Annotated in this window: 18 protein-coding genes; 7 read left to right on the top strand and 11 right to left on the bottom strand. The window is 71.7% G+C overall.

What is annotated here, in order from left to right; all coding sequences use genetic code 11:
• Positions 1–299: 299 nt before the first annotated feature.
• From pdhA (OG866_RS21525) to OG866_RS21535, 3 genes are read left to right on the top strand one after another with little or no spacing between them, the layout of a single operon-like run.
• The gene (gene pdhA / locus OG866_RS21525; RefSeq protein ID WP_329336968.1) at positions 300–1,448 is read left to right on the top strand and encodes a pyruvate dehydrogenase (acetyl-transferring) E1 component subunit alpha; all 1,149 of its coding nucleotides are present in this window, start codon (positions 300–302) and stop codon (positions 1,446–1,448) included.
• Between the two features lies 1 nt (position 1,449).
• Positions 1,450–2,439: an alpha-ketoacid dehydrogenase subunit beta gene (locus tag OG866_RS21530; RefSeq protein ID WP_329336971.1), complete on the top strand. Its 990-nt coding sequence runs from the start codon at positions 1,450–1,452 to the stop codon at positions 2,437–2,439.
• Positions 2,440–2,449: 10 nt separating this feature from the next.
• Positions 2,450–3,880, top strand: coding sequence for a dihydrolipoamide acetyltransferase family protein (locus OG866_RS21535; protein WP_329336972.1), 1,431 nt, complete (start codon positions 2,450–2,452; stop codon positions 3,878–3,880).
• A 71-nt stretch (positions 3,881–3,951) separates the two neighbouring features.
• On the opposite strand, the gene OG866_RS21540 is transcribed toward OG866_RS21535, so the two are convergent.
• A complete protein-coding gene (locus OG866_RS21540) occupies positions 3,952–4,488 on the bottom strand; it encodes a bacterial proteasome activator family protein (RefSeq protein ID WP_289920924.1) in 537 nt (178 codons plus the stop codon).
• Between the two features lie 150 nt (positions 4,489–4,638).
• Between OG866_RS21540 and OG866_RS21545 the strand changes: the two genes are divergently transcribed.
• Positions 4,639–5,337 carry a hypothetical protein gene (locus OG866_RS21545; RefSeq protein WP_329336976.1) on the top strand — a complete coding sequence of 233 codons (699 nt, stop codon included), beginning with the start codon at positions 4,639–4,641 and terminating at the stop codon, positions 5,335–5,337.
• A gap of 25 nt (positions 5,338–5,362) precedes the next feature.
• On the opposite strand, the gene OG866_RS21550 is transcribed toward OG866_RS21545, so the two are convergent.
• Positions 5,363–6,343 carry an NAD(P)H-quinone oxidoreductase gene (locus OG866_RS21550; RefSeq protein WP_329336978.1) on the bottom strand — a complete coding sequence of 327 codons (981 nt, stop codon included), beginning with the start codon at positions 6,341–6,343 and terminating at the stop codon, positions 5,363–5,365.
• 187 nt (positions 6,344–6,530) lie between these two features.
• On the opposite strand from OG866_RS21550, the gene OG866_RS21555 reads away from it, so the two are divergent.
• On the top strand, positions 6,531–7,544 hold the full coding sequence (locus OG866_RS21555; protein WP_329336980.1) for an ATP-binding cassette domain-containing protein: 1,014 nt from the start codon (positions 6,531–6,533) through the stop codon (positions 7,542–7,544).
• Positions 7,541–8,389, top strand: a complete 849-nt coding sequence (locus OG866_RS21560; protein WP_329336983.1) for an ABC transporter permease — start codon at positions 7,541–7,543, stop codon at positions 8,387–8,389. The genes OG866_RS21555 and OG866_RS21560 overlap by 4 nt, the downstream gene beginning before the upstream one ends.
• Before the next feature lie 6 nt (positions 8,390–8,395).
• Here OG866_RS21560 and OG866_RS21565 read toward each other — a convergent pair whose 3' ends face one another.
• The 6 genes from OG866_RS21565 to pdhA (OG866_RS21590) form a co-directional block, all read right to left on the bottom strand.
• Positions 8,396–9,493 carry a potassium channel family protein gene (locus tag OG866_RS21565; RefSeq protein ID WP_329336985.1) on the bottom strand — a complete coding sequence of 366 codons (1,098 nt, stop codon included), beginning with the start codon at positions 9,491–9,493 and terminating at the stop codon, positions 8,396–8,398.
• Entirely contained in the window at positions 9,490–10,923 is a 1,434-nt protein-coding gene (locus tag OG866_RS21570; protein ID WP_329336987.1) for a molybdopterin molybdotransferase MoeA, read from the bottom strand. Before OG866_RS21570 ends, OG866_RS21565 begins: the two co-directional genes overlap by 4 nt.
• A complete protein-coding gene (locus OG866_RS21575; RefSeq protein WP_329336988.1) occupies positions 10,920–11,843 on the bottom strand; it encodes an NTP transferase domain-containing protein in 924 nt (307 codons plus the stop codon). The genes OG866_RS21570 and OG866_RS21575 overlap by 4 nt, the downstream gene beginning before the upstream one ends.
• Before the next feature lie 217 nt (positions 11,844–12,060).
• Entirely contained in the window at positions 12,061–13,434 is a 1,374-nt protein-coding gene (locus tag OG866_RS21580; protein ID WP_329336990.1) for a dihydrolipoamide acetyltransferase family protein, read from the bottom strand.
• Positions 13,434–14,438, bottom strand: coding sequence for an alpha-ketoacid dehydrogenase subunit beta (locus OG866_RS21585; protein WP_329336991.1), 1,005 nt, complete (start codon positions 14,436–14,438; stop codon positions 13,434–13,436). The genes OG866_RS21580 and OG866_RS21585 overlap by 1 nt, the downstream gene beginning before the upstream one ends.
• A complete protein-coding gene (gene pdhA / locus OG866_RS21590) occupies positions 14,435–15,565 on the bottom strand; it encodes a pyruvate dehydrogenase (acetyl-transferring) E1 component subunit alpha (protein ID WP_329336992.1) in 1,131 nt (376 codons plus the stop codon). Before pdhA (OG866_RS21590) ends, OG866_RS21585 begins: the two co-directional genes overlap by 4 nt.
• A 190-nt stretch (positions 15,566–15,755) precedes the next feature.
• Between pdhA (OG866_RS21590) and OG866_RS21595 the strand changes: the two genes are divergently transcribed.
• The gene (locus OG866_RS21595; RefSeq protein WP_329344228.1) at positions 15,756–16,241 is read left to right on the top strand and encodes an Lrp/AsnC family transcriptional regulator; all 486 of its coding nucleotides are present in this window, start codon (positions 15,756–15,758) and stop codon (positions 16,239–16,241) included.
• Between the two features lie 26 nt (positions 16,242–16,267).
• Here the strand turns inward: OG866_RS21595 and OG866_RS21600 are convergent, their stop codons facing one another.
• From OG866_RS21600 to OG866_RS21610, 3 genes are all read right to left on the bottom strand, one after another.
• On the bottom strand, positions 16,268–16,561 hold the full coding sequence (locus OG866_RS21600) for a hypothetical protein (protein ID WP_329336993.1): 294 nt from the start codon (positions 16,559–16,561) through the stop codon (positions 16,268–16,270).
• Between the two features lie 88 nt (positions 16,562–16,649).
• Complete coding sequence (locus OG866_RS21605; protein ID WP_329336994.1) at positions 16,650–17,240, bottom strand: TetR/AcrR family transcriptional regulator; 591 nt, start codon at positions 17,238–17,240, stop codon at positions 16,650–16,652.
• Positions 17,237–18,754 (bottom strand): 3-hydroxyacyl-CoA dehydrogenase, encoded by a 1,518-nt coding sequence (locus OG866_RS21610; RefSeq protein ID WP_329336995.1) that lies wholly within the window; start codon positions 18,752–18,754, stop codon positions 17,237–17,239. The genes OG866_RS21605 and OG866_RS21610 overlap by 4 nt, the downstream gene beginning before the upstream one ends.
• Positions 18,755–18,875: the final 121 nt, after the last annotated feature.

Here is an 18,875-nt window from a genome sequence, read left to right on the forward strand (position 1 = left end):
TAACGTGCCGTTGCTCCGGCCTCCTGCAAGGCTGTGACCAGCAGCTGTTCCCGAATTCCGCGACCTAGTAGGAAATCCAAGCATCCACTTACTTGGAAATCCAAACAAAATCGCAGGTCAGAAGGGGTTTCACAGAAATGTGCAGCACTGGGTAACGTGCCTTTTGCAGGGCGCTCGCCGGGGCACCTTGTCACGCCTGATCCCGACCGGTCCGCACCCACCCCGTGCGTCCGCAGGGCCTCAGGTGAGCCGCACTGGCACCCGGCGAACCCGGATGCCGGACCGACGGAGGAGCACACGTGACCGTGGAGAGCACTGCCGCGCGCAAACCGCGACGCAGCGCCGGGACCAGGAAGTCCCCGAGCACCGAGCCCGAACTGGTTCAGCTGCTGACGCCCGAGGGCAAGCGCGTCAAGAACGCCGCGTACGACAAGTACGTCGCCGGTATCACCCCCGATGAGCTCCGCGGTCTGTACCGCGACATGGTGCTCACCCGCCGTTTCGACGCCGAGGCCACCTCCCTGCAACGCCAGGGCGAGCTGGGTCTGTGGGCCTCGCTGCTCGGCCAGGAGGCCGCCCAGATCGGCTCCGGGCGCGCCACCCGCGAGGACGACTACGTCTTCCCGACCTACCGCGAGCACGGCGTCGCCTGGTGCCGCGGTGTCCCGCCGGAGAACCTGCTGGGCATGTTCCGCGGCGTGAACAACGGCGGCTGGGACCCCAACAGCAACAACTTCCAGCTCTACACGATCGTCATCGGTTCCCAGACCCTGCACGCCACCGGCTATGCGATGGGCATCACCAAGGACGGCGCCGACAGCGCGGTCATCGCGTACTTCGGTGACGGCGCCTCCAGCCAGGGCGATGTGGCGGAGTCCTTCACGTTCTCCGCGGTCTACAACGCGCCGGTGGTGTTCTTCTGCCAGAACAACCAGTGGGCGATCTCCGAGCCCACCGAGAAGCAGACCCGCGTCCCGCTCTACCAGCGCGCGCAGGGCTTCGGCTTCCCGGGCGTACGGGTCGACGGCAACGACGTGCTGGCCTGCCTCGCGGTGACGAAGTGGGCGCTGGAGCGCGCCCGCAGCGGCGAGGGCCCCACCCTGGTCGAGGCGTTCACCTACCGGATGGGCGCCCACACCACCTCCGACGACCCGACCCGCTATCGCGGTGACGAGGAGCGTCAGGCCTGGGAGGCCAAGGACCCGATCCTGCGCCTTCGCCGGTATCTGGAGGCCTCAAACCACGCGGACGAGGGATTTTTCGCGGAACTGGAGGCGGAGAGCGAGGCGTTGGGCAAACGAGTGCGCGAAGCGGTCCGTGCCATGCCGGACCCGGACCGTTTCGCCATCTTCGAGCACGCGTATGCGGACGGGCATGCGCTGGTCGACGAGGAGCGCGCCCAGTTCGCCGCCTACCAGGCGTCGTTCACTGACGGAGAGGGGGCCTGACATGGCGACCGAGACTTCCACGAAGATGGCTCTGGCCAAGGCGATCAACGAATCGCTGCGCCGCGCCCTGGAGGCCGACCCCAAGGTCCTGGTCATGGGCGAGGACGTCGGCAAGCTCGGCGGCGTCTTCCGCGTGACGGACGGCCTTCAGAAGGACTTCGGCGAGAGCCGTGTCATCGACACCCCGCTCGCCGAGTCGGGCATCGTCGGCACCGCGATCGGCCTCGCGCTGCGCGGCTACCGCCCGGTGGTGGAGATCCAGTTCGACGGCTTCGTCTTCCCGGCCTACGACCAGATCGTCACCCAGCTCGCGAAGATGCACGCCCGCTCGCTGGGCAAGGTCAAGCTCCCCGTCGTCATCCGCATCCCCTACGGCGGCGGTATCGGCGCGGTCGAGCATCACTCGGAGTCGCCGGAGGCGCTCTTCGCGCACGTGGCGGGCCTGAAGATCGTCACCCCCTCCAACTCCTCCGACGCGTACTGGATGATGCAGCAGGCCATCCAGAGCGACGACCCGGTGATCTTCTTCGAGCCCAAGCGGCGCTACTGGGACAAGGGCGAGGTCAACACCGAGGCCATCCCGGGCCCGCTGCACAAGGCCCAGGTGGTCCGCGAGGGCACCGACCTGACGCTGGTGGCCTACGGCCCGATGGTGAAGACCTGCCTGGAGGTCGCGGACGCCGCGGCCGAGGAAGGCCGCAACCTGGAGGTCCTGGACCTGCGCTCGGTGTCCCCGCTGGACTTCGACGCGATCCAGGCCTCGGTGGAGAAGACCCGCCGTCTGGTCGTGGTCCACGAGGCGCCGGTGTTCTTCGGCTCGGGCGCGGAGATCGCCGCCCGTATCACGGAGCGCTGCTTCTACCACCTGGAGGCACCGGTGCTCCGGGTCGGCGGCTACCACGCCCCGTACCCGCCGGCCCGTATCGAAGAGGAGTACCTGCCGGGCCTGGACCGGGTACTCGACGCCGTCGACCGTGCCCTGGCGTACTGAGGAGAGGGTCGTGACGACGATGACTGAAGCGTCCGTACGCGAGTTCAAGATGCCCGACGTGGGCGAGGGACTCACCGAGGCCGAGATCCTCAAGTGGTACGTCCAGCCCGGTGACACGGTCACCGACGGCCAGGTGGTGTGCGAGGTCGAGACCGCCAAGGCGGCCGTCGAACTGCCCATCCCCTACGACGGTGTCGTCCGGGAACTCCACTTCCCCGAGGGCACCACGGTCGACGTGGGCACGTCGATCATCGCGGTGGACGTGTCGGGCGGGGCGGCCCCCGCCGAGGCACCGGCACCGACACCGGCAGCCGAGCCCGAGAAGAAGCCCGAGGGACGCCAGCCCGTCCTCGTCGGCTACGGCGTCGCCGCGTCCTCGACCAAGCGCCGCCCCCGCAAGGGCCCCCAGATCCCGGTCCAGGAGGCCTCGACGGCGATCCAGAGCGAGCTGAACGGCCACGGGGGCGCGGCGGCCGCCCAGGCTCCCCAGGTCGCCCAGGCTCCCCAAGCCGCTCAGGCCGCTCAGGCCGCTGTCCAGGAGCGCCCGCTGGCGAAGCCGCCGGTGCGCAAGCTGGCCAAGGACCTCGGCGTCGACCTGGCAACGGTCGTCCCGTCCGGCCCGGACGGCATCATCACGCGTGAGGACGTCCACGCGGCGGCGGCCCCGGCACCGGAGCCCGCGGCGACCGCGGCACCGGCGCCCGTCCAGGCTCCCGCGCCCGTGCCGACGTACGACACCACGCGCGAGACCCGGGTCCCGGTCAAGGGCGTGCGCAAGGCGACCGCGGCGGCGATGGTCGGCTCGGCGTTCACCGCGCCGCATGTCACGGAGTTCGTGACCGTCGACGTGACCCGGACCATGAAGCTGGTCGAGGAGCTCAAGCAGGACAAGGACCTCGCGGGTCTCCGGGTGAACCCGCTGCTGCTGATCGCCAAGGCCCTGCTGGTCGCGATCAAGCGCAACCCGCAGGTCAACGCGTCCTGGGACGAGGCCAACCAGGAGATCGTGCTCAAGCACTATGTGAACCTGGGCATCGCCGCGGCCACCCCGCGCGGCCTGATCGTCCCGAACATCAAGGACGCCCACACCAAGACGCTGCCGCAACTGGCGGAAGCACTCGGCGAGTTGGTGTCGACGGCCCGGGACGGCAAGACCTCCCCGGCCGCGATGCAGGGCGGCACGGTCACGATCACCAATGTCGGCGTCTTCGGCGTAGACACCGGCACGCCCATCCTCAACCCCGGCGAGTCCGCGATCCTCGCGGTCGGCGCGATCAAGCTCCAGCCGTGGGTCCACAAGGGCAAGGTGAAGCCGCGTCAGGTCACCACGCTGGCGCTCAGCTTCGACCACCGTCTGGTGGACGGGGAGCTGGGCTCCAAGGTGCTGGCGGACGTGGCCGCGATCCTGGAGCAGCCCAAGCGGCTGATCACCTGGGCGTGAGACATGAGTGAAGGGGGCCGGCGTCCGCGGACGCCGGCCCCCTTCTCGATGACTGTCTACTCGCCTGCTGTCTAGAGGTACGGCCCGCCGGAGCGTCCGCCCGGGTGCCCGTCCTCGCCGTCATGGCCCACGCCCGGGGGCAGCGCCCGGCGCATCTGCTCCAACTGGGCCCGCGCGGCCATCTGCTGGGCGAACAGCGTGGTCTGGATGCCGTGGAAGAGGCCCTCCAGCCAGCCGACCAACTGGGCCTGCGCGATCCGCAGTTCGGCGTCGCTCGGGGTCGCCCCGTCCGAGAAGGGCAGGGAGAGCCGCTCCAGCTCCTCGACCAGCTCCGGCGCCAGACCGTCCTCCAGCTCCTTGACGGAGCTGCGGTGGATCTCCTTCAGCCGGACCCGGCTCGCCTCGTCGAGAGGAGCCGCGCGCACCTCCTCCAGCAGCTGCTTGATCATGCTGCCGATCCGCATGACCTTGGCGGGCTGCTCCACCATCTCCGTCACCGGAAGCTCGCGGGAGTCCTCGTCCCCGGTGCCGCCAAGCGCCATCCCGTCCTGGCCCACGACCAGGATCTGCGGCTGTTCGGACGACCGTTCGTTCCTCGGCATCTCCATGCCGCCATTCTCTCGCACCCGTACACCTCATCACTGGGGTGCCCCCGGTGGAGGGTGATCCACCGTTTACGGTGCGGAGGATTCCGTCGGGGTGGACCCGGCGGCGGTACCCGTGATGCCGGAATCGCGGGGCGATGTGACGCTGGTGCTGTGACGCGATGGCTGCGCACCGTGCGCACTACGGGACTGGTGATCGCCCTGGGAACGGGTGGGGCGGTGCTGCTGCCGTACGACGCGATGGCGGCGGTGGCGGCGAGGAGCCCCGGGCCGACACCGGGGGTGCGCGCGTCGGACGGTGCCGCGCGCCCCGGGAGCCGCCCCGCCGACGACACCTTCGTACCCGAGGGGGCCGCCACCTTCGTACCCCACGGGGCCGCCACCCACCTACCGCATTCCCCTCGGGGAACGGTCACCCCCGCACCCTCCGCCGCATCACCGCGCCCCGGCCAGCAGGCGCCCGCCCCGGACCCCGAGCCGTCCCGGGCCGGGAGCCGCGCGGGTGAGGGGCGGGACCGGCCGGGACGGCGGGTGGAGGAGGACGAGGTGCGGGAGACGGACGCCGGGGCGGTGGAGGACGGTGGCCGGGAGAACGCGGGGGTCAGGGACGAAGGCGCGGGGGAGTCGGAGGAGTCGGAGGCAGGGGACACGGCCGACGGCGACGCCACCGCCGTACCGGAGGCGTCACAGCCGCCCGCTTCACCGGTACGGCAGCCCGCCGGACAGGCCGTCACCCAGGCCGAGCGTCCCGTGGAGCCCGTGCTGCGGATCCTGCCGCTCGGCAGCGGACTGGTCATGATCGGCCTGGGCCTGGCCCTCGCCCTGCTGGGCATGCGCCTGCGCCGCGGCTGACGCCCGCACGAGCCCTCTTCGCGGTCTACTCCGCGACCAGCAGCACCTTGCCCACGTGGCCGCTCTCCTCCACCACCCGGTGGGCCGCCGCCGCGTCGCTCATCGGGATCTGCCGGTCGACGACCGGGCGGACGTGGCCGCCGTCGAGGAGGGGCCAGACATGTTCGCGTACGGCCGCCACGATCGACGTCTTCTCGCTCAGCGGGCGGGCGCGCAACGAGGTCGCGCTGACGGCGGCCCGCTTGGAGAGGAGCATGGCGATGTTCAGCTCGCCCTTGATGCCGCCCTGCATGCCGATGATCGCGAGGCGGCCGTTGACCGCGAGGGCCCTGACGTTGCGGTCCAGGTACTTCGCGCCCATGTTGTCGAGGATGACATCGGCGCCCGCCCCGTCCGTGGCCTTCTTGATCTCCTCGACGAAGTCCTGCTCCTTGTAGTTGACCAGGATGTCCGCGCCCAGCTCGGCACAGCGGTCGAGCTTGGCCCGGGTACCCGCCGTCACGGCGACCTTCGCGCCGACGGCCTTCGCGAGCTGGATCGCCATCGTGCCGATGCCGCTGGAGCCGCCGTGCACGAGCAGGGTCTCGCCGGGGCGCAGGTGGGAGACCATGAAGACGTTCGACCAGACCGTGCAGGTCACCTCGGGCAGCGCGGCGGCCTCCCGCAGGTCGAGCCCCTTGGGCACGGGCAGCAGCTGACCGGCCGGGACGACGACCTTCTCGGCGTAGCCGCCGCCCGCCAGCAGCGCGCACACCTCGTCGCCGACGGTCCAGCCGGAGACGCCGGTGCCGATCGCGGCGACCCGGCCGGAGCACTCCAGGCCGGGGTAGGGGGAGGCGCCGGGCGGGGGGTCGTAGAAGCCCTGCCGTTGCAGGATGTCGGCCCGGTTGACGGCGCTGGCCACCACCTCGACCAGCACCTCGCCCTCGCCGGGCACCGGATCGGGGACCTCGCTCCAGACCAACGCCTCGGGCCCACCGGGTTCGGGAATCGTGATCGCTCGCATGGGGGCGACGCTACTCCTCGGTCTCCGGTCCCCCACCGATCGGCCTTTGGACGGGGCAGCATCGGCCTTTGGACGGGGCCGCCCGGAAATTCCTGTGCGTCACCGATGAGTTTGCGCGACGGTAAAGGTCTCCCCATGCGTAGCCCAAGCACGCGCACGCGACCCGCACGCGGAAGGACACCCCACCATGAGCCCCACCCCGAGCCGGAACACCTCCGGCCTGGCCATCGAGACCGCGGGACTGGTGAAGACGTTCGGCGAGACCCGGGCCGTGGACGGAGTCGACCTCGCCGTCCCGGCGGGCACGGTCTACGGCGTCCTCGGTCCGAACGGCGCCGGCAAGACGACCACCGTGAAGATGCTCGCCACCCTGCTGCGCCCCGACGGCGGCGAGGCCCATGTCTTCGGCCACGACGTCGTCCGCGAGGCCGACGAGGTGCGCGGCCGGGTGAGCCTCACCGGCCAGTACGCCTCCGTCGACGAGGATCTCACCGGCCTCGAGAACCTGATCCTGCTCGGCCGTCTCCTCGGGCACCACAAGAAGGCCGCGCGGGTGCGGGCCGGGCAGTTGCTGGAGGCCTTCGGTCTGACGGACGCGGCCGGAAAGCAGGTCAAGCACTACTCGGGCGGCATGCGGCGCCGGATCGACATCGCCGCGTCCATCCTGAACACCCCCGATCTGCTGTTCCTCGACGAGCCGACGACCGGGCTCGACCCGCGCAGCCGCAACCAGGTGTGGGACATCGTGCGCGCGGTCGTCGCCCAGGGCACCACCGTGCTGCTGACCACGCAGTATCTGGACGAGGCCGACCAGCTGGCATCGCGGATCGCCGTCATCGACCGCGGAAAGGTGATCGCCGAGGGGACCAAGGGCGAGCTGAAGGCGTCCGTGGGCGCCGGGTCCGTGCATCTGCGGCTGCGTGATCCGGCGCGGCGGCCGGAGGCGGAGCGGGTGCTGAGGCTCGCGCTCGACACGGACGTACAGCCGGAGCCGGACCCGGTGGCGCTCACGGCACGGCTGTCCGGGGCCAACGACTCCGCGGCGGAGCAGGCCTCCCGCGCGCTCGCCGAACTGGCCCGTGCCGGGATCACCGTCGACAACTTCTCGCTGGGCCAGCCCAGCCTGGACGAGGTGTTCCTCGCCCTCACCGGACACGACACCCACAAGGCCCCCGACGAGAAGGAAGAGGCGGCGGCATGAGCACCGCGACCACCACCGAAGCCAAGGACCTCGCCCCCGTCAGCGCCGAGTCGCTGGCCGCGCTGCTGGTCGCCGGGGAGCGGCCGCCGCGGCCCAGCGCGCTGTCCGCCTCCCTCACCTTCGGCTGGCGCGCGATCCTGAAGATCAAGCACGTCCCCGAGCAGCTCTTCGACGTGACCGCGTTCCCGATCATGATGGTGCTGATGTACACGTACCTGTTCGGGGGCGCCCTGGCCGGCTCCCCGAAGGAGTACATCCAGTTCCTGCTGCCGGGGATCCTGGTGATGTCGGTCGTGATGATCACGATGTACACGGGTGTGTCCGTGAACACCGACATCGAGAAGGGCGTCTTCGACCGGTTCCGGTCGCTGCCCATCTGGCGGCCGTCGACGATGGTCGGCTATCTGCTGGGCGACGCCCTGCGCTACACGATCGCCTCGATCGTGATGCTCGTCGTCGGCATGATCATCGGCTACCGCGCGGACGGCGGGGTCGGCGGTGTGCTCGCCGGGATCGCCCTGCTGGTCGCGTTTTCGTTCGCGTTCTCGTGGATCTGGACCATGTTCGGGCTGATGCTGCGCACCGAGAAGTCGGTGATGGGCGTCAGCATGATGGTGATCTTCCCGCTGACCTTCCTGTCCAACGTCTTCGTCGACCCGCGCACGATGCCCGGCTGGCTCCAGGCCTTCGTCAACAACAGCCCGATCACCCATCTGTCCTCGGCCGTGCGAGGGCTGATGGCGGGCGACTGGCCGGCCGACGAGATCGCCTGGTCACTGGGGTGGGCGGGCCTGTTCGTGGTCGTCTTCGGCCCGATCACCATGCGTCTCTACAACCGCAAATGATGTGTCTCAGTCCTGCGGCAGCGGCCGGACGTCGGGTGCCACCTGCGCACCCGGCGTCGCCCGCACGATGGTGATCAGCCGGTCGGTCAGCTCCAGCGTCCCGATGGCCGGATCGTCGTAGCCGAGCACCCGATGCCCTCGTACGACACTCACCACCAGGTCGGAGGTCTCCCGCGGGCCCATGCCCACCTCGGCCTTTATGACCGGCCGTTCGATGATGTCGAGGCCGCTGCCCTGCTGGACGAGGTCCTCCATCACCATGCCGGCCGCGGGGCTCAGCACGGACAGCCCGAGCAGCCGCCCGGCCGCGCTCGCACTGGTGATGACGGCGTCCGCGCCGGACTGCTTGAGCAGGGGCGCGTTCTCCTCCTCACGCACCGCGGCCACGATCTTGGCGCTCTTGTTGAGCTGCCGTGCGGTGAGGGTGACGAGGACCGCGGTGTCGTCCCGCTGCGTCGCGATGATGATCTTCCGTGCCTTGTGGACCTCGGCCCGCTTCAGCACATCGCTGCGCGTCGCGTCCCCGATGACCCCCGCGAAGCCCTCGGCGGTCGCGGCGTCGATCACCTTGGAGCTGGGGTCGACCACGACCACCTGCTCTTTCTTGAGCCCCGTCGCGCAGACGGTCTGGATCGCCGACCGCCCTTTGGTCCCGAATCCGACGACGACGGTGTGCTCACGCAAGGTGGACCTCCAGCGGTTGAGCCGCCATTCCTCCCGGGTGCGTTCGGTGAGGACTTCGAGCGTGGTGCCGACCAGGATGATCAGGAACAGCACGCGCAGGGGCGTGACGACAAAGATGTTGGTGAGCCGGGCGGCGTCGCTGACCGGGGTGATGTCGCCGTAGCCGGTGGTGGAGAGGGTGACGGTCGCGTAGTACCAGGCGTCGAGGAAGTCGACCGAGCCGTCGGAGGTGTCGTTGTAGCCGTCGTGGTCGAAATAGACGAGCAGCGCGGTCGCCGAGAGCACCAGCAGCGCCATGAGGACCCGCTTGGCAACCTGTCGGAACGGGTGCTCCACCACCTTCTTCGGGAGCTTCACCCGATGGGTCACGAGATGCTCGCCCGCCTGGCGGGCCATCGCGTCATGGCCCGGAAGTTTCACGTGAAACACACCCCGATCCCGGCGGACGCCCAGGGCAGGTCGAGAAGTTCCAGCTCCTGACCCGCCCGCGCACCACCGGGCGGTACGACGGCCAGGGCATCGGCCGCCGCGATACCGCGCAGCATGGCCGGACCGTTGTAGTGCAGCGGGACGGCGCTGTCACCGCGCAGGACGACGGGGATGAGCCGGGTGTCGTGCGGGTGGCCGTGGACCTCGTCCCGCAGAGGAAGCCCGTACGCCTCCGGGGCGGGGTGGGCGGCGAGCGTCCGCAGCAGCGGCTCGGCGAGGGTGAGCAGGCCGGACACGGCGGCGAGGGGGTTGCCGGGCAGGCCGACGAGGTGCTGGTTCTCCTTGATACGGGCCAGCAGCATCGGATGACCCGGGCGCACCTTGACGCCGTTGACGAGGAGTTCGGCGCCGATCCGCTGCAAGGTGGGGTGGACGTGGTCGACGGGGCCGGAGGCGGTGCCGCCGGTGGTGATGATGAGGTCGGCGTCGGAGCCGGTGATCGCCTTGTGCAGGGCGCCCGCGTCGTCGCCGAGTCGGCGTACGGCGATGACCTCGGCGCCGAGTGCGCGCAGCCAGGGCGGCAGCATCGGGCCGAGCGCGTCCCGGATGAGGCCTTCACGCGGCCGGCCCTCGGTGAGCAACTCGTCGCCCAGGACGAGGACTTCGACGCGGGGGCGGGGGACCGCGGTGAGGGTGTCGTATCCGGCGGCCGCGGCGAGCCCGAGGACGGCCGGGGTCACGAGGGTGCCCACGGGCAGGAGTTGGTCGCCGTCGCGGCACTCCTGGCCGCGCGGGCGGATGTCCTGGCCGTGCTTGGTGTCGTGGAGGGCGTGCAGCCGGCCCTGGTTGTCGGTACGGCCGTGCTCGCTGCGCAGGACCGCGGTGGTGTCCGGCGGGATACGGGCGCCGGTCGCGATCCGGACGGCCTCGCCGTCGCTGAGCCGCTGGGGCTCGGCATGCCCGGCCAGGACGCCCTCGTCCCGTACGTCCCACGGCCCCGGTCCGGCGACCGCCCAGCCGTCCATCGCCGAGGTGTCGAAGGAGGGCAGGTCGGTGAGGGCGGCGAGGGGGGCGGCCAGGGTGAGGCCGAGGGCGGCGTCGAGGGGCACGGAGACGGGGGTGCGGCGGGCGGTCCGACTGCCGGGGCGGGCGGCGCGGGCCGCTCGGGCGGCGATGGCGCGGGCCTCGGGCCAGGGGGTGGCGCGGTGGTGGGCGTCGGGCTTGCCGGGGGCGTCGCTCCGCGTCGGCCCGGTGGGCGGGGGCACTTGCTCGCCCGGGGTGCGGTCTGAGGTGCGGCCCGGAGTGGGCCCCGGGGTGCGGCCCGTGTCGCGGCTGTCGTTCACGAGGGCGAGCACCTCCTCGACGTCCAGGTCCTCGGCGTCGTCGGTCTCGGCGCCGGTCCGGGCGGAGCGGGCGGTCATCCGGCGTCCGTGCCGGAGGTGTCACCCGAGTCGGGGGCGCTCCGCTTGGCGTCGGCTGCGTCCTCGTCGGGCCAGGCGAGGGCGAGGGCAGTGGCCTTGCGGGCGGCCTCGGCGACCGCCTCGGGGCCTCCCCCGGCCTGCGCGGCGGCGTAGCCCACGAGGAAGGTGGTCAGCGGCGCCCCGGGCCTGGCCACGTTGTGGGCGGCGTCGCGGGCGAGGTCGAGCAGGACGCCGGTGTCGACGTCGAGATCGATGCCCAGCTCGTCCTTGACTGCGGAGATCCATTCATCCAGCACGGGTCCATGCTCCCTGATACGTGCCCTGGCGGCGGCGATGTCGTCCCAGGTGTCGCAGTCGAAGGACGCGACGGGGTCCGGGACACGGGTGAGGTGGAGTCCGGCGGTGAGCCGGCGCAGGGGCAGCCCGGTGAGGCCGTCGTGCGCTTTCGTGAGCGTGGTGAGCTCGCGGCGCAGTGCGGAGGCGCGGTAGGCGGCCACGAGGGGTTGGTCGCGGCCGTCGGCGTCGGTGAGCAGCGCTCCGTCGGTGCCGGCCGCGCGCAGGGCGCTCAGCAGGCGGCGGACGGTGTCCGCCGTGAGGAACGGCAGGTCGGCGGAGAGGACGACGACGTCCCGTGCCGTGGTGGGGTGCAGTCCGGCGCCGAGCGCGGCGAGCGGACCGCCGCCGGGTGGCTCCTCGCGGGCCCAGGTGACGGGCCGAGCGGTGGGCCTCGGGTCGGCGACGACGACGGTGGTGCGGGCGTCGGCGCAGGCGGCCAGCACCCGCTCCAGCAGCGCCCGTCCGCCCACGCGCACGCCGGGCTTGTCCGCGCCGCCGAGCCGCCGAGCGGCACCTCCGGCGAGCACGACGACGTCGTACACGAGATCGGCACCGGGGGCACCCACGGGCTCGTACGAGGTCACCCTCCGAGTATGCGGGCCGCAGCGATCACAGGGAACGCGCGGGGCTCCGCAATCACAGAGTGCGCGGGGGCACCACGGCACCCGGGGTGCGCGTGGGGCGCTCAGCGACGCGGGGTGGGTGTGGGGCGCCTCGGGGGCCGGGGTCGGTGTGGGGCGCCTCGGGGTCCTGGATGGGCGTACGTGACCCTTCACCTTGGGTTCGCGTGGGGGACCCCGGTCACAGTGTGCGCAGGAGCACCGCCGGTTGTTCGACGCAGTCCGCCACGTAGCGCAGGAAGCCGCCCGCCGTGCCGCCGTCGCAGACGCGGTGGTCGAAGGTGAGCGACAGCTGGACGACCTGGCGTACCGCCAGCTCTCCCTCGTGCACCCATGGCTTGGGGATGATGCGGCCGACGCCGAGCATGGCGGCCTCGGGGTGGTTGATGATCGGCGTGGAGCCGTCGACGCCGAAGACGCCGTAGTTGTTCAACGTGAAGGTCCCGCCGGTGAGTTCCCCGGGGGTGAGGCCTCCGGTGCGGGCGGCCTCGGTCAGCCGGGCGAACTCCGCGGCCAGCGACTCGGCGTCCCGCGCGTGCGCGTCCCGGACGACGGGCACGACGAGGCCGCGCTCGGTCTGGGCGGCGAAGCCGAGGTGCACCTGGTCGAGCTGGACGACCTCCCTGGCCGCCATGTCGACCGTGGAGTTGAGCTCGGGGTAGCGGGCGAGGGCCGCCGTGCAGATGCGGGCCAGCAGGGCGAGCAGGGAGATCTTCGCTCCCCCGGCGGCGTTCATCGCGGCACGCGCCCGCATGAGTTCGGTCGCGTCGGCGTCCACCCAGCAGGTGGCGTCGGGGATCTCACGCCGGCTGCGGGACAGCTTGTCGGCGACGGCACCGCGGATGCCCTTGAGGGGCGTGCGGATGCCTCCGGCGACGGGGGCGGTGAGGGTCGTCGGCGTGGGCGTCGGTTCCGCAGCGGGCGTCGATTCCGGGGTGCCGGTCGGCAGGGACGCGGGGGCGTGCGCCGTGGCCGTCGGCTGGGAGGCGGGGCGTCCCTGGGCCGTGGCCGCCCGCAGCGCGTACTCCACGTCGGCCCTCAGGATCAGCCCCTCGGGTCCTGACCCGGTCAACTCCCGCAGATCCAGGCCGTTCTCCCGGGCCAGCCTGCGCACCAGCGGCGAGATCACCGGGACCGGCCCCTCCACCGCTTCGGGAACCGCGGGGCGCCCGTTCGCCGCCTTGGGCGCCGCAGGCATCCGTACCCTTCTGCGCCGCGCCGGTGCCTCCGAAGTGCCGTATCCCACCAGCACGTTCCCCGAACCCTCGGTCTTCGCGCCCGTGTCCTCGGCGGGAGCGTCGGAGGCGGGCGCCCCCACCGCGACCGTGATCAGCGGCGCCCCGACGGGCAGTTCCGTGCCCTCCTCGCCGAAGCGGGCCGTGACGACACCGCCGTAGGGGCAGGGCACGTCGACCAGCGCCTTGGCGGTCTCGACCTCCACGACCGGCTGGTCGACGGCGACGACGTCACCGACCTCCACCAGCCAGCGGACGATCTCCGCCTCGGTGAGCCCCTCCCCGAGGTCGGGGAGCTTGAACTCCAACACCTGTGCCATCAGCTCTCGGCCTCCCACTGCAAACGTCCCACCGCGTCCAGGATCCGGTCCACGCCGGGCAGGTGGTGACGCTCCAGCATTGGCGGCGGGTAGGGGATGTCGAACCCGGCCACGCGCAGTACCGGCGCCTCCAGATGGTGGAAGCAGCGCTCCGTGACACGGGCCGCGATCTCCCCGCCCGGGCCGCCGAATCCGCCCGACTCGTGTACGACGACCGCGCGTCCGGTCCGCCGCACCGAGGCGCAGACCGTCTCGTCGTCGAACGGCACCAGGGAGCGCAGGTCGACGACTTCGAGGTCCCACCCCTCGGCCCGGGCCGCCTCGGCGGCTTCGAGGCAGACGGGTACGGACGGCCCGTACGTGATGAGCGTGGCGCTCCGGCCCGAGCGCCGCACCACCGCGCGGCCTATCGGTTCAACGCTCTGCGGCTCGTCGGGGTTCCAGGAGTCCTTCGACCAGTACAGGCGCTTGGGTTCGAGGAAGACGACCGGGTCGTCGGAGGCGATCGAGGCACGCAGCAGGCCGTAGGCGTCGGCGACCGTGGCGGGCGTGACGACATGGAGTCCCGGGGTCGCCAGGTAGTACGCCTCGGAGGAGTCGCTGTGGTGCTCGACGCCGCCGATGCCGCCGCCGTAGGGGACGCGGATGGTGATCGGGAGGGGCATCGCGCCGCGCGTGCGGTTGCGCATCCGGGCGACGTGGCTGATGAGCTGCTCGAACGCCGGGTAGGCGAACGCGTCGAACTGCATCTCCACGACCGGCCGGAGCCCGTACATCGCCATGCCGACGGCCGTGCCGAGGATGCCGGCCTCGGCGAGCGGGGTGTCGGTGCAGCGGTCCTCGCCGAACTCCTTGGCGAGGCCGTCGGTGACGCGGAAGACACCGCCGAGGGTGCCGACGTCCTCGCCCAGGACATGGACGGTGGGGTCGGCGGCCATCGCGTCGCGCATCGCGCGCGTGAGGGCCTGCGCCATGGTGGCGGGCTTCACCGCGACGGTGGTCATGGAGTCTCCCCCTCTGCTTCAAGCTCGGCCTGCAACTGGGCCCGCTGCTCGCGGAGTTGCTGGGTCTGCTCGGCGTAGACGTGGTCGAACAGGTCCATGGGGTCGAGCGCCGGGTCCTGGTTCATGCGCTCGCGCAGGTCGGCGGCCATGGTCTCGGCGGCATCGCGGGCGGCCTGTATGCCGGCGTCGTCGAGGAGCCCGCGCGTGGTCAGCTCCTGCTCCAGGAGCTTGATCGGGTCGTGGTCGCGCCAGGCGTCGACCTCCGCGTCACCGCGGTAGCGGGTCGCGTCGTCGGCGTTGGTGTGGGCCTCCACGCGGTACGTGATGGCCTCGACGAGAGTGGGTCCGCCGCCTTCGCGCGCGCGGCGTACGGCGTCGGCGAGGACCTCGTGCACGGCCGCCGCGTCGTTGCCGTCGACCAGCCGGCCGGGCATGCCGTAGCCGACGGCCTTGTGGGCCAGCGACGGGGCCGCGGTCTGCTTGGCGAGCGGGACGGAGATGGCGAAGCCGTTGTTCTGGACGAGGAAGACGACCGGCGCCTGCCAGACGGCGGCGAAGTTCAGCGCCTCGTGGAAGTCGCCCTCGCTGGTGCCGCCGTCGCCGACCATGGCGAGCGCGACCACGTCGTCGCCCTTGAGGCGGGCGGCGTGTGCGAGGCCCACGGCGTGCGGGAGCTGGGTGGCCAGCGGGGTGCACAGGGGCGCCACACGGTGCTCGCGCGGGTCGTAGCCGGTGTGCCAGTCGCCGCGCAGCAGCGTCAGAGCCTGCACGGGGTCCAGGCCCCGGGCGACGGCGGCGAGGGTGTCGCGGTAGCTGGGGAAGAGCCAGTCACGGTCTTCCAGGACCAGCGCGGCGGCGACCTCGCAGGCCTCCTGGCCGGTGCTGGAGGGGTAGACGGCGAGGCGGCCCTGCTTGGTGAGGGCGGTCGCCTGCGCGTTGTACCGACGACCGCGCACCAGCTCGGCGTAGAGGCGGCGCAGCAGGCCGGGGTCGGCCTTGCCCGCCGCCTCCGTGCCGAGCACGCGGTACGGCTCCGCGTCCGGCAGCAGCGGCGCGGGGTCGGTACGGGGCTGCCAGGCGGGCGGCGGTGATGGCCGGTACGCGCCCCGCTGCTCCATGACCGTCATGACGGCACCTCCTCGTGGGAGCGGCTTCAGACGCGTCACGGGTTGTGATGCGCCTCACCTACCGATTGTTCGGTCGTCGGCACATTTTGGCTACAGGCACCCTCAGGCTGTGGACAAACGGTTCTCCACAGCCTGCAATGAACGCAGTACGTCCATGGTAGGGAGGCGGGGGGACATGGCACCTGAACAAATGGCCGAAGGCCCGGAGGGCGGCACCCCCCTTCCGCCCCCACGCCCCCTCGACGCCATCGATCAGGACATCCTGCACATGCTCCAGGTCGACGGGCGCGCGTCGATAAGGTCCGTCGCCGAACGGGTCCATGTCTCCCGCGCCAACGCCTACGCGCGTATCAACCGCCTCATCGAGGACGGCGTCATCCGCGGTTTCGGCGCCCGCGTCGATCACGAACGCGCGGGCCAGGGCACGTCGGCGTACATCACCCTGAAGATCGTCCAGAACACCTGGCGCACGGTCAGCGAACAGCTCCGCCAACTCCCCGGCGCCTCCCACATCGCCCTGGTGGGCGGCGACTTCGACGTCCTGCTCCTGGTCCACACCCCAGACAACAGATCCCTGCGCGAACTGGTCCTCACCCGCCTCCAGGCCATCCCGGAGGTCCTCAGCACGCGCACCCTGCTGGTGTTCGAGGAGGAGGACCTGGAGCCGCAGGGCTGAGGCGCCCGGAGGCCGCGGCCCGGCGGTCAGGACGAGGGCGTCGCCGCGACGGCGAGCATCAGCCACAGCATCGGCAGCAGCGCGAACCCGAGGCCGGCCCCGGCGGCCATCATGCGTGTCGCCCGCAGGGCCCGGCGGTGCGGCAGGGCCCACGCGAACAGCAGGAGCGCGCCCGCCCAGTAGAGGACACCCCCGAAGGCGCCGGTCTCGTGATGGGACGCGAACCAGCGGTACTCCAGGACGAGGAACGGCAGGCCGAGCAGGGAGGCGACGAGCGGCGCCTTCCACCAGGTGGGGTGACGATGAGCGGTCCGGATCATGTGCCCCAGCTCATCAGCGGCGGGGCGGCCGGCGCATCGGCGGCCGTACTCATCCCGCACGCGCGCGTACTCAGACGGACCGCGCCACTCAGGCGCCCCGCCGCAGCCCCCCGAACACCAACCGCACCACCGCGTCCGCCACTTCCCGCTCGTTCATCCCCCGCCCGTCCGGGCGGTACCACTCCACGATGGAGTTGATCATTCCGAAGACGAGCCGGGTCGCGAGGCGTACCTCCACGTCGGCGCGTACATCGCCCTCCACGGCCGCCGCTTTGAGCAGTTCGGCGACGCGGTGGTCGAAGTCGCGGCGGCGCTCCAGGGCCCAGCGCTCGGTGCCGGTGTTGCCGCGCACGCGCAGCAGCAGGGTGACGTAGGGGAGTTCGGCGATGAGGACCTCGACCATGCGCCGGACCACGTACTCCAGGCGCTCGGCGGCGTTCCCCACGCGCGCGTGCTCCTCGTCGAGGATGCCGAAGAGCCCGTCGAGCGCCCGGCTGACGGCCCGCCGCAGCAGCTCCTCCTTGCCCGCCACATGGTGGTAGATCGAGGACTTGGAGATCCCGGCCGCCTTGGAGAGGTGCTCCATGGAGGTGCCGTCGTAGCCGCGCTCGTTGAAGACCCGCACCGCGACGGACAGCAGCGTCTCGGGGGTGTACGTGTCGCGCTTGGCGGTGGTCATGACGTACTGCCCTCCCTCTTGTCGGTGGCGTACGCGTGGCGGTACAGCGCGAGGGACGGGGCGTAGCGGCCGCTGGGGTCCCGCAGATGCAGGTCGTCGAGGAGGGCGTAGGCCCAGTTGCGGCCGAGCCTGCGGCTCCATTCGAAGGGGCCCAGCGGGTAGTTGACGCCCAGGCGCATCGCCGTGTCGATGTCCTCCTCCGTGGCCACGCCCTTGGCGACCGCGTCGTGCGCGAGGTCGACGATCCGGGCGACCGTGCGGGCGACGATCATGCCGGGGACGTCGCCGATGACGCTGACGTCCTTGCCGAGCGCCTGGAAGAGGCCGATGGCCTCGGCGAGGGTCTTCGGGGCGGTGTCCTGGGAGGCGGACAGGGCGATGCGGGTGGCGCGGCGGTAGTCGAGGGCGAGGTCGAAGTAGACGACGTCCCGGAACTCGACCGACGTCTGTCCGTCGGCGAGCGCCAGCTGGCCGCCGCTCGGCAGGACCAGCCGCGTGCCGTGGTCCTCCTCGTCCTCGCGGACCTGGATGCCCGCCTCACGGATCAGCGCGAGCAGTTCGGACGCGGGGCCCAGATCGCCCTCGGCGACGACGTACGCGGGCGCCTGCGCCGGTTCGGCGGTGTGCGGCTCGGCGGCCTCGGCGTCGGGGCCGTGGTCGTACCAGCCGTGCCCGCTCTTGCGGCCCAGGCGGCCCGACTCGACCAGTCGGCGCTGGGCGAGCGAGGGCGTGAAGCGGACGTCCTGGAAGAAGGACTGCCAGACCGAGTGGGTGACGGACTCGTTGACGTCCTGCCCGATGAGGTCGGTGAGCTCGAAGGCGCCCATCTTGAAGCCGCCCGACTCGCGCAGCACCGCGTCGATGGTGGCGGGGTCGGCGCCCTGGGCCTCGTAGACCGCGAAGGCCTCGGCGTAGTACGGCCGGGCGATGCGGTTGACGATGAAACCGGGGGTGTCGGCGCAGGCGACCGGCGTCTTGCCCCACGCGCGTGCCGTCTCGTACGCGCGCGTGGCCGATGTGACGTCGGTGGCGAACCCGGAGACGACCTCGACGAGCGGCAGCAGGGGGGCCGGGTTGAAGAAGTGCAGGCCCACGAGGCGGCCGGGGTTGCGCAGGGCGCCGCCGATGGCGGTGACCGACAGGGACGAGGTGTTGGTGGCGAGCAGACAGTCCTCGCCGACCACGTCCTCCAGGGCGCGGAACAGCTCCTGCTTGACGTCGAGCCGCTCCAGGACGGCCTCGACGACCAGGGAGCAGTCGGCGAGGTCCAAGAGCTCGGTCGCGGCCGTCAGACGCGCGCGTGCGGCATCGCGGTCGGCGGCGGTGAGGCGGTCCTTCTCGACGAGCCGGTCGAGGCGGGCGCCGATCGCGTCGGCCGCGTCCTGGGCGCGTCCGGGGACGGCGTCGTACAGCCGTACGAGGTGGCCGGCGACCAACGCGACCTGGGCGATGCCCTGGCCCATGGTGCCGGTGCCGACGACGGCCACGGGGCTGCTGAGGTCGAGTGCTGTCATGTGCGCGATCCTCCCGCACGGGGTTTTCCACAGATGCGGCGGACCCCCTTGTCCCGACCGATCGTTCGGTTACTCTAACTCTGACTGGCCGTTCCTGCCCATGGTTCCGACCATGGTTGTG

Source organism: Streptomyces sp. NBC_00663 (assembly GCF_036226885.1).
GTDB lineage: Bacteria > Actinomycetota > Actinomycetes > Streptomycetales > Streptomycetaceae > Streptomyces.

Bases quoted from the DNA above. Each gene is read 5' to 3' on its own strand.
- OG866_RS21550 (WP_329336978.1), bottom strand. From the start codon at position 6,343: ATGCGAGCGATCACGATTCCCGAACCCGGTGGGCCCGAGGCGTTGGTC.
- OG866_RS21610 (WP_329336995.1), bottom strand. From the start codon at position 18,754: ATGACAGCACTCGACCTCAGCAGCCCCGTGGCCGTCGTCGGCACCGGC.
- OG866_RS21585 (WP_329336991.1), bottom strand. From the start codon at position 14,438: ATGACCACCGTCGCGGTGAAGCCCGCCACCATGGCGCAGGCCCTCACG.
- OG866_RS21595 (WP_329344228.1), top strand. From the start codon at position 15,756: ATGGCCGAAGGCCCGGAGGGCGGCACCCCCCTTCCGCCCCCACGCCCC.
- OG866_RS21540 (WP_289920924.1), bottom strand. From the start codon at position 4,488: ATGGAGATGCCGAGGAACGAACGGTCGTCCGAACAGCCGCAGATCCTG.
- OG866_RS21570 (WP_329336987.1), bottom strand. From the start codon at position 10,923: ATGACCGCCCGCTCCGCCCGGACCGGCGCCGAGACCGACGACGCCGAG.
- OG866_RS21555 (WP_329336980.1), top strand. From the start codon at position 6,531: ATGAGCCCCACCCCGAGCCGGAACACCTCCGGCCTGGCCATCGAGACC.
- OG866_RS21530 (WP_329336971.1), top strand. From the start codon at position 1,450: ATGGCGACCGAGACTTCCACGAAGATGGCTCTGGCCAAGGCGATCAAC.
- OG866_RS21600 (WP_329336993.1), bottom strand. From the start codon at position 16,561: ATGATCCGGACCGCTCATCGTCACCCCACCTGGTGGAAGGCGCCGCTC.
- OG866_RS21605 (WP_329336994.1), bottom strand. From the start codon at position 17,240: ATGACCACCGCCAAGCGCGACACGTACACCCCCGAGACGCTGCTGTCC.
- OG866_RS21560 (WP_329336983.1), top strand. From the start codon at position 7,541: ATGAGCACCGCGACCACCACCGAAGCCAAGGACCTCGCCCCCGTCAGC.
- OG866_RS21580 (WP_329336990.1), bottom strand. From the start codon at position 13,434: ATGGCACAGGTGTTGGAGTTCAAGCTCCCCGACCTCGGGGAGGGGCTC.
- pdhA (WP_329336992.1), bottom strand. From the start codon at position 15,565: ATGACGGTCATGGAGCAGCGGGGCGCGTACCGGCCATCACCGCCGCCC.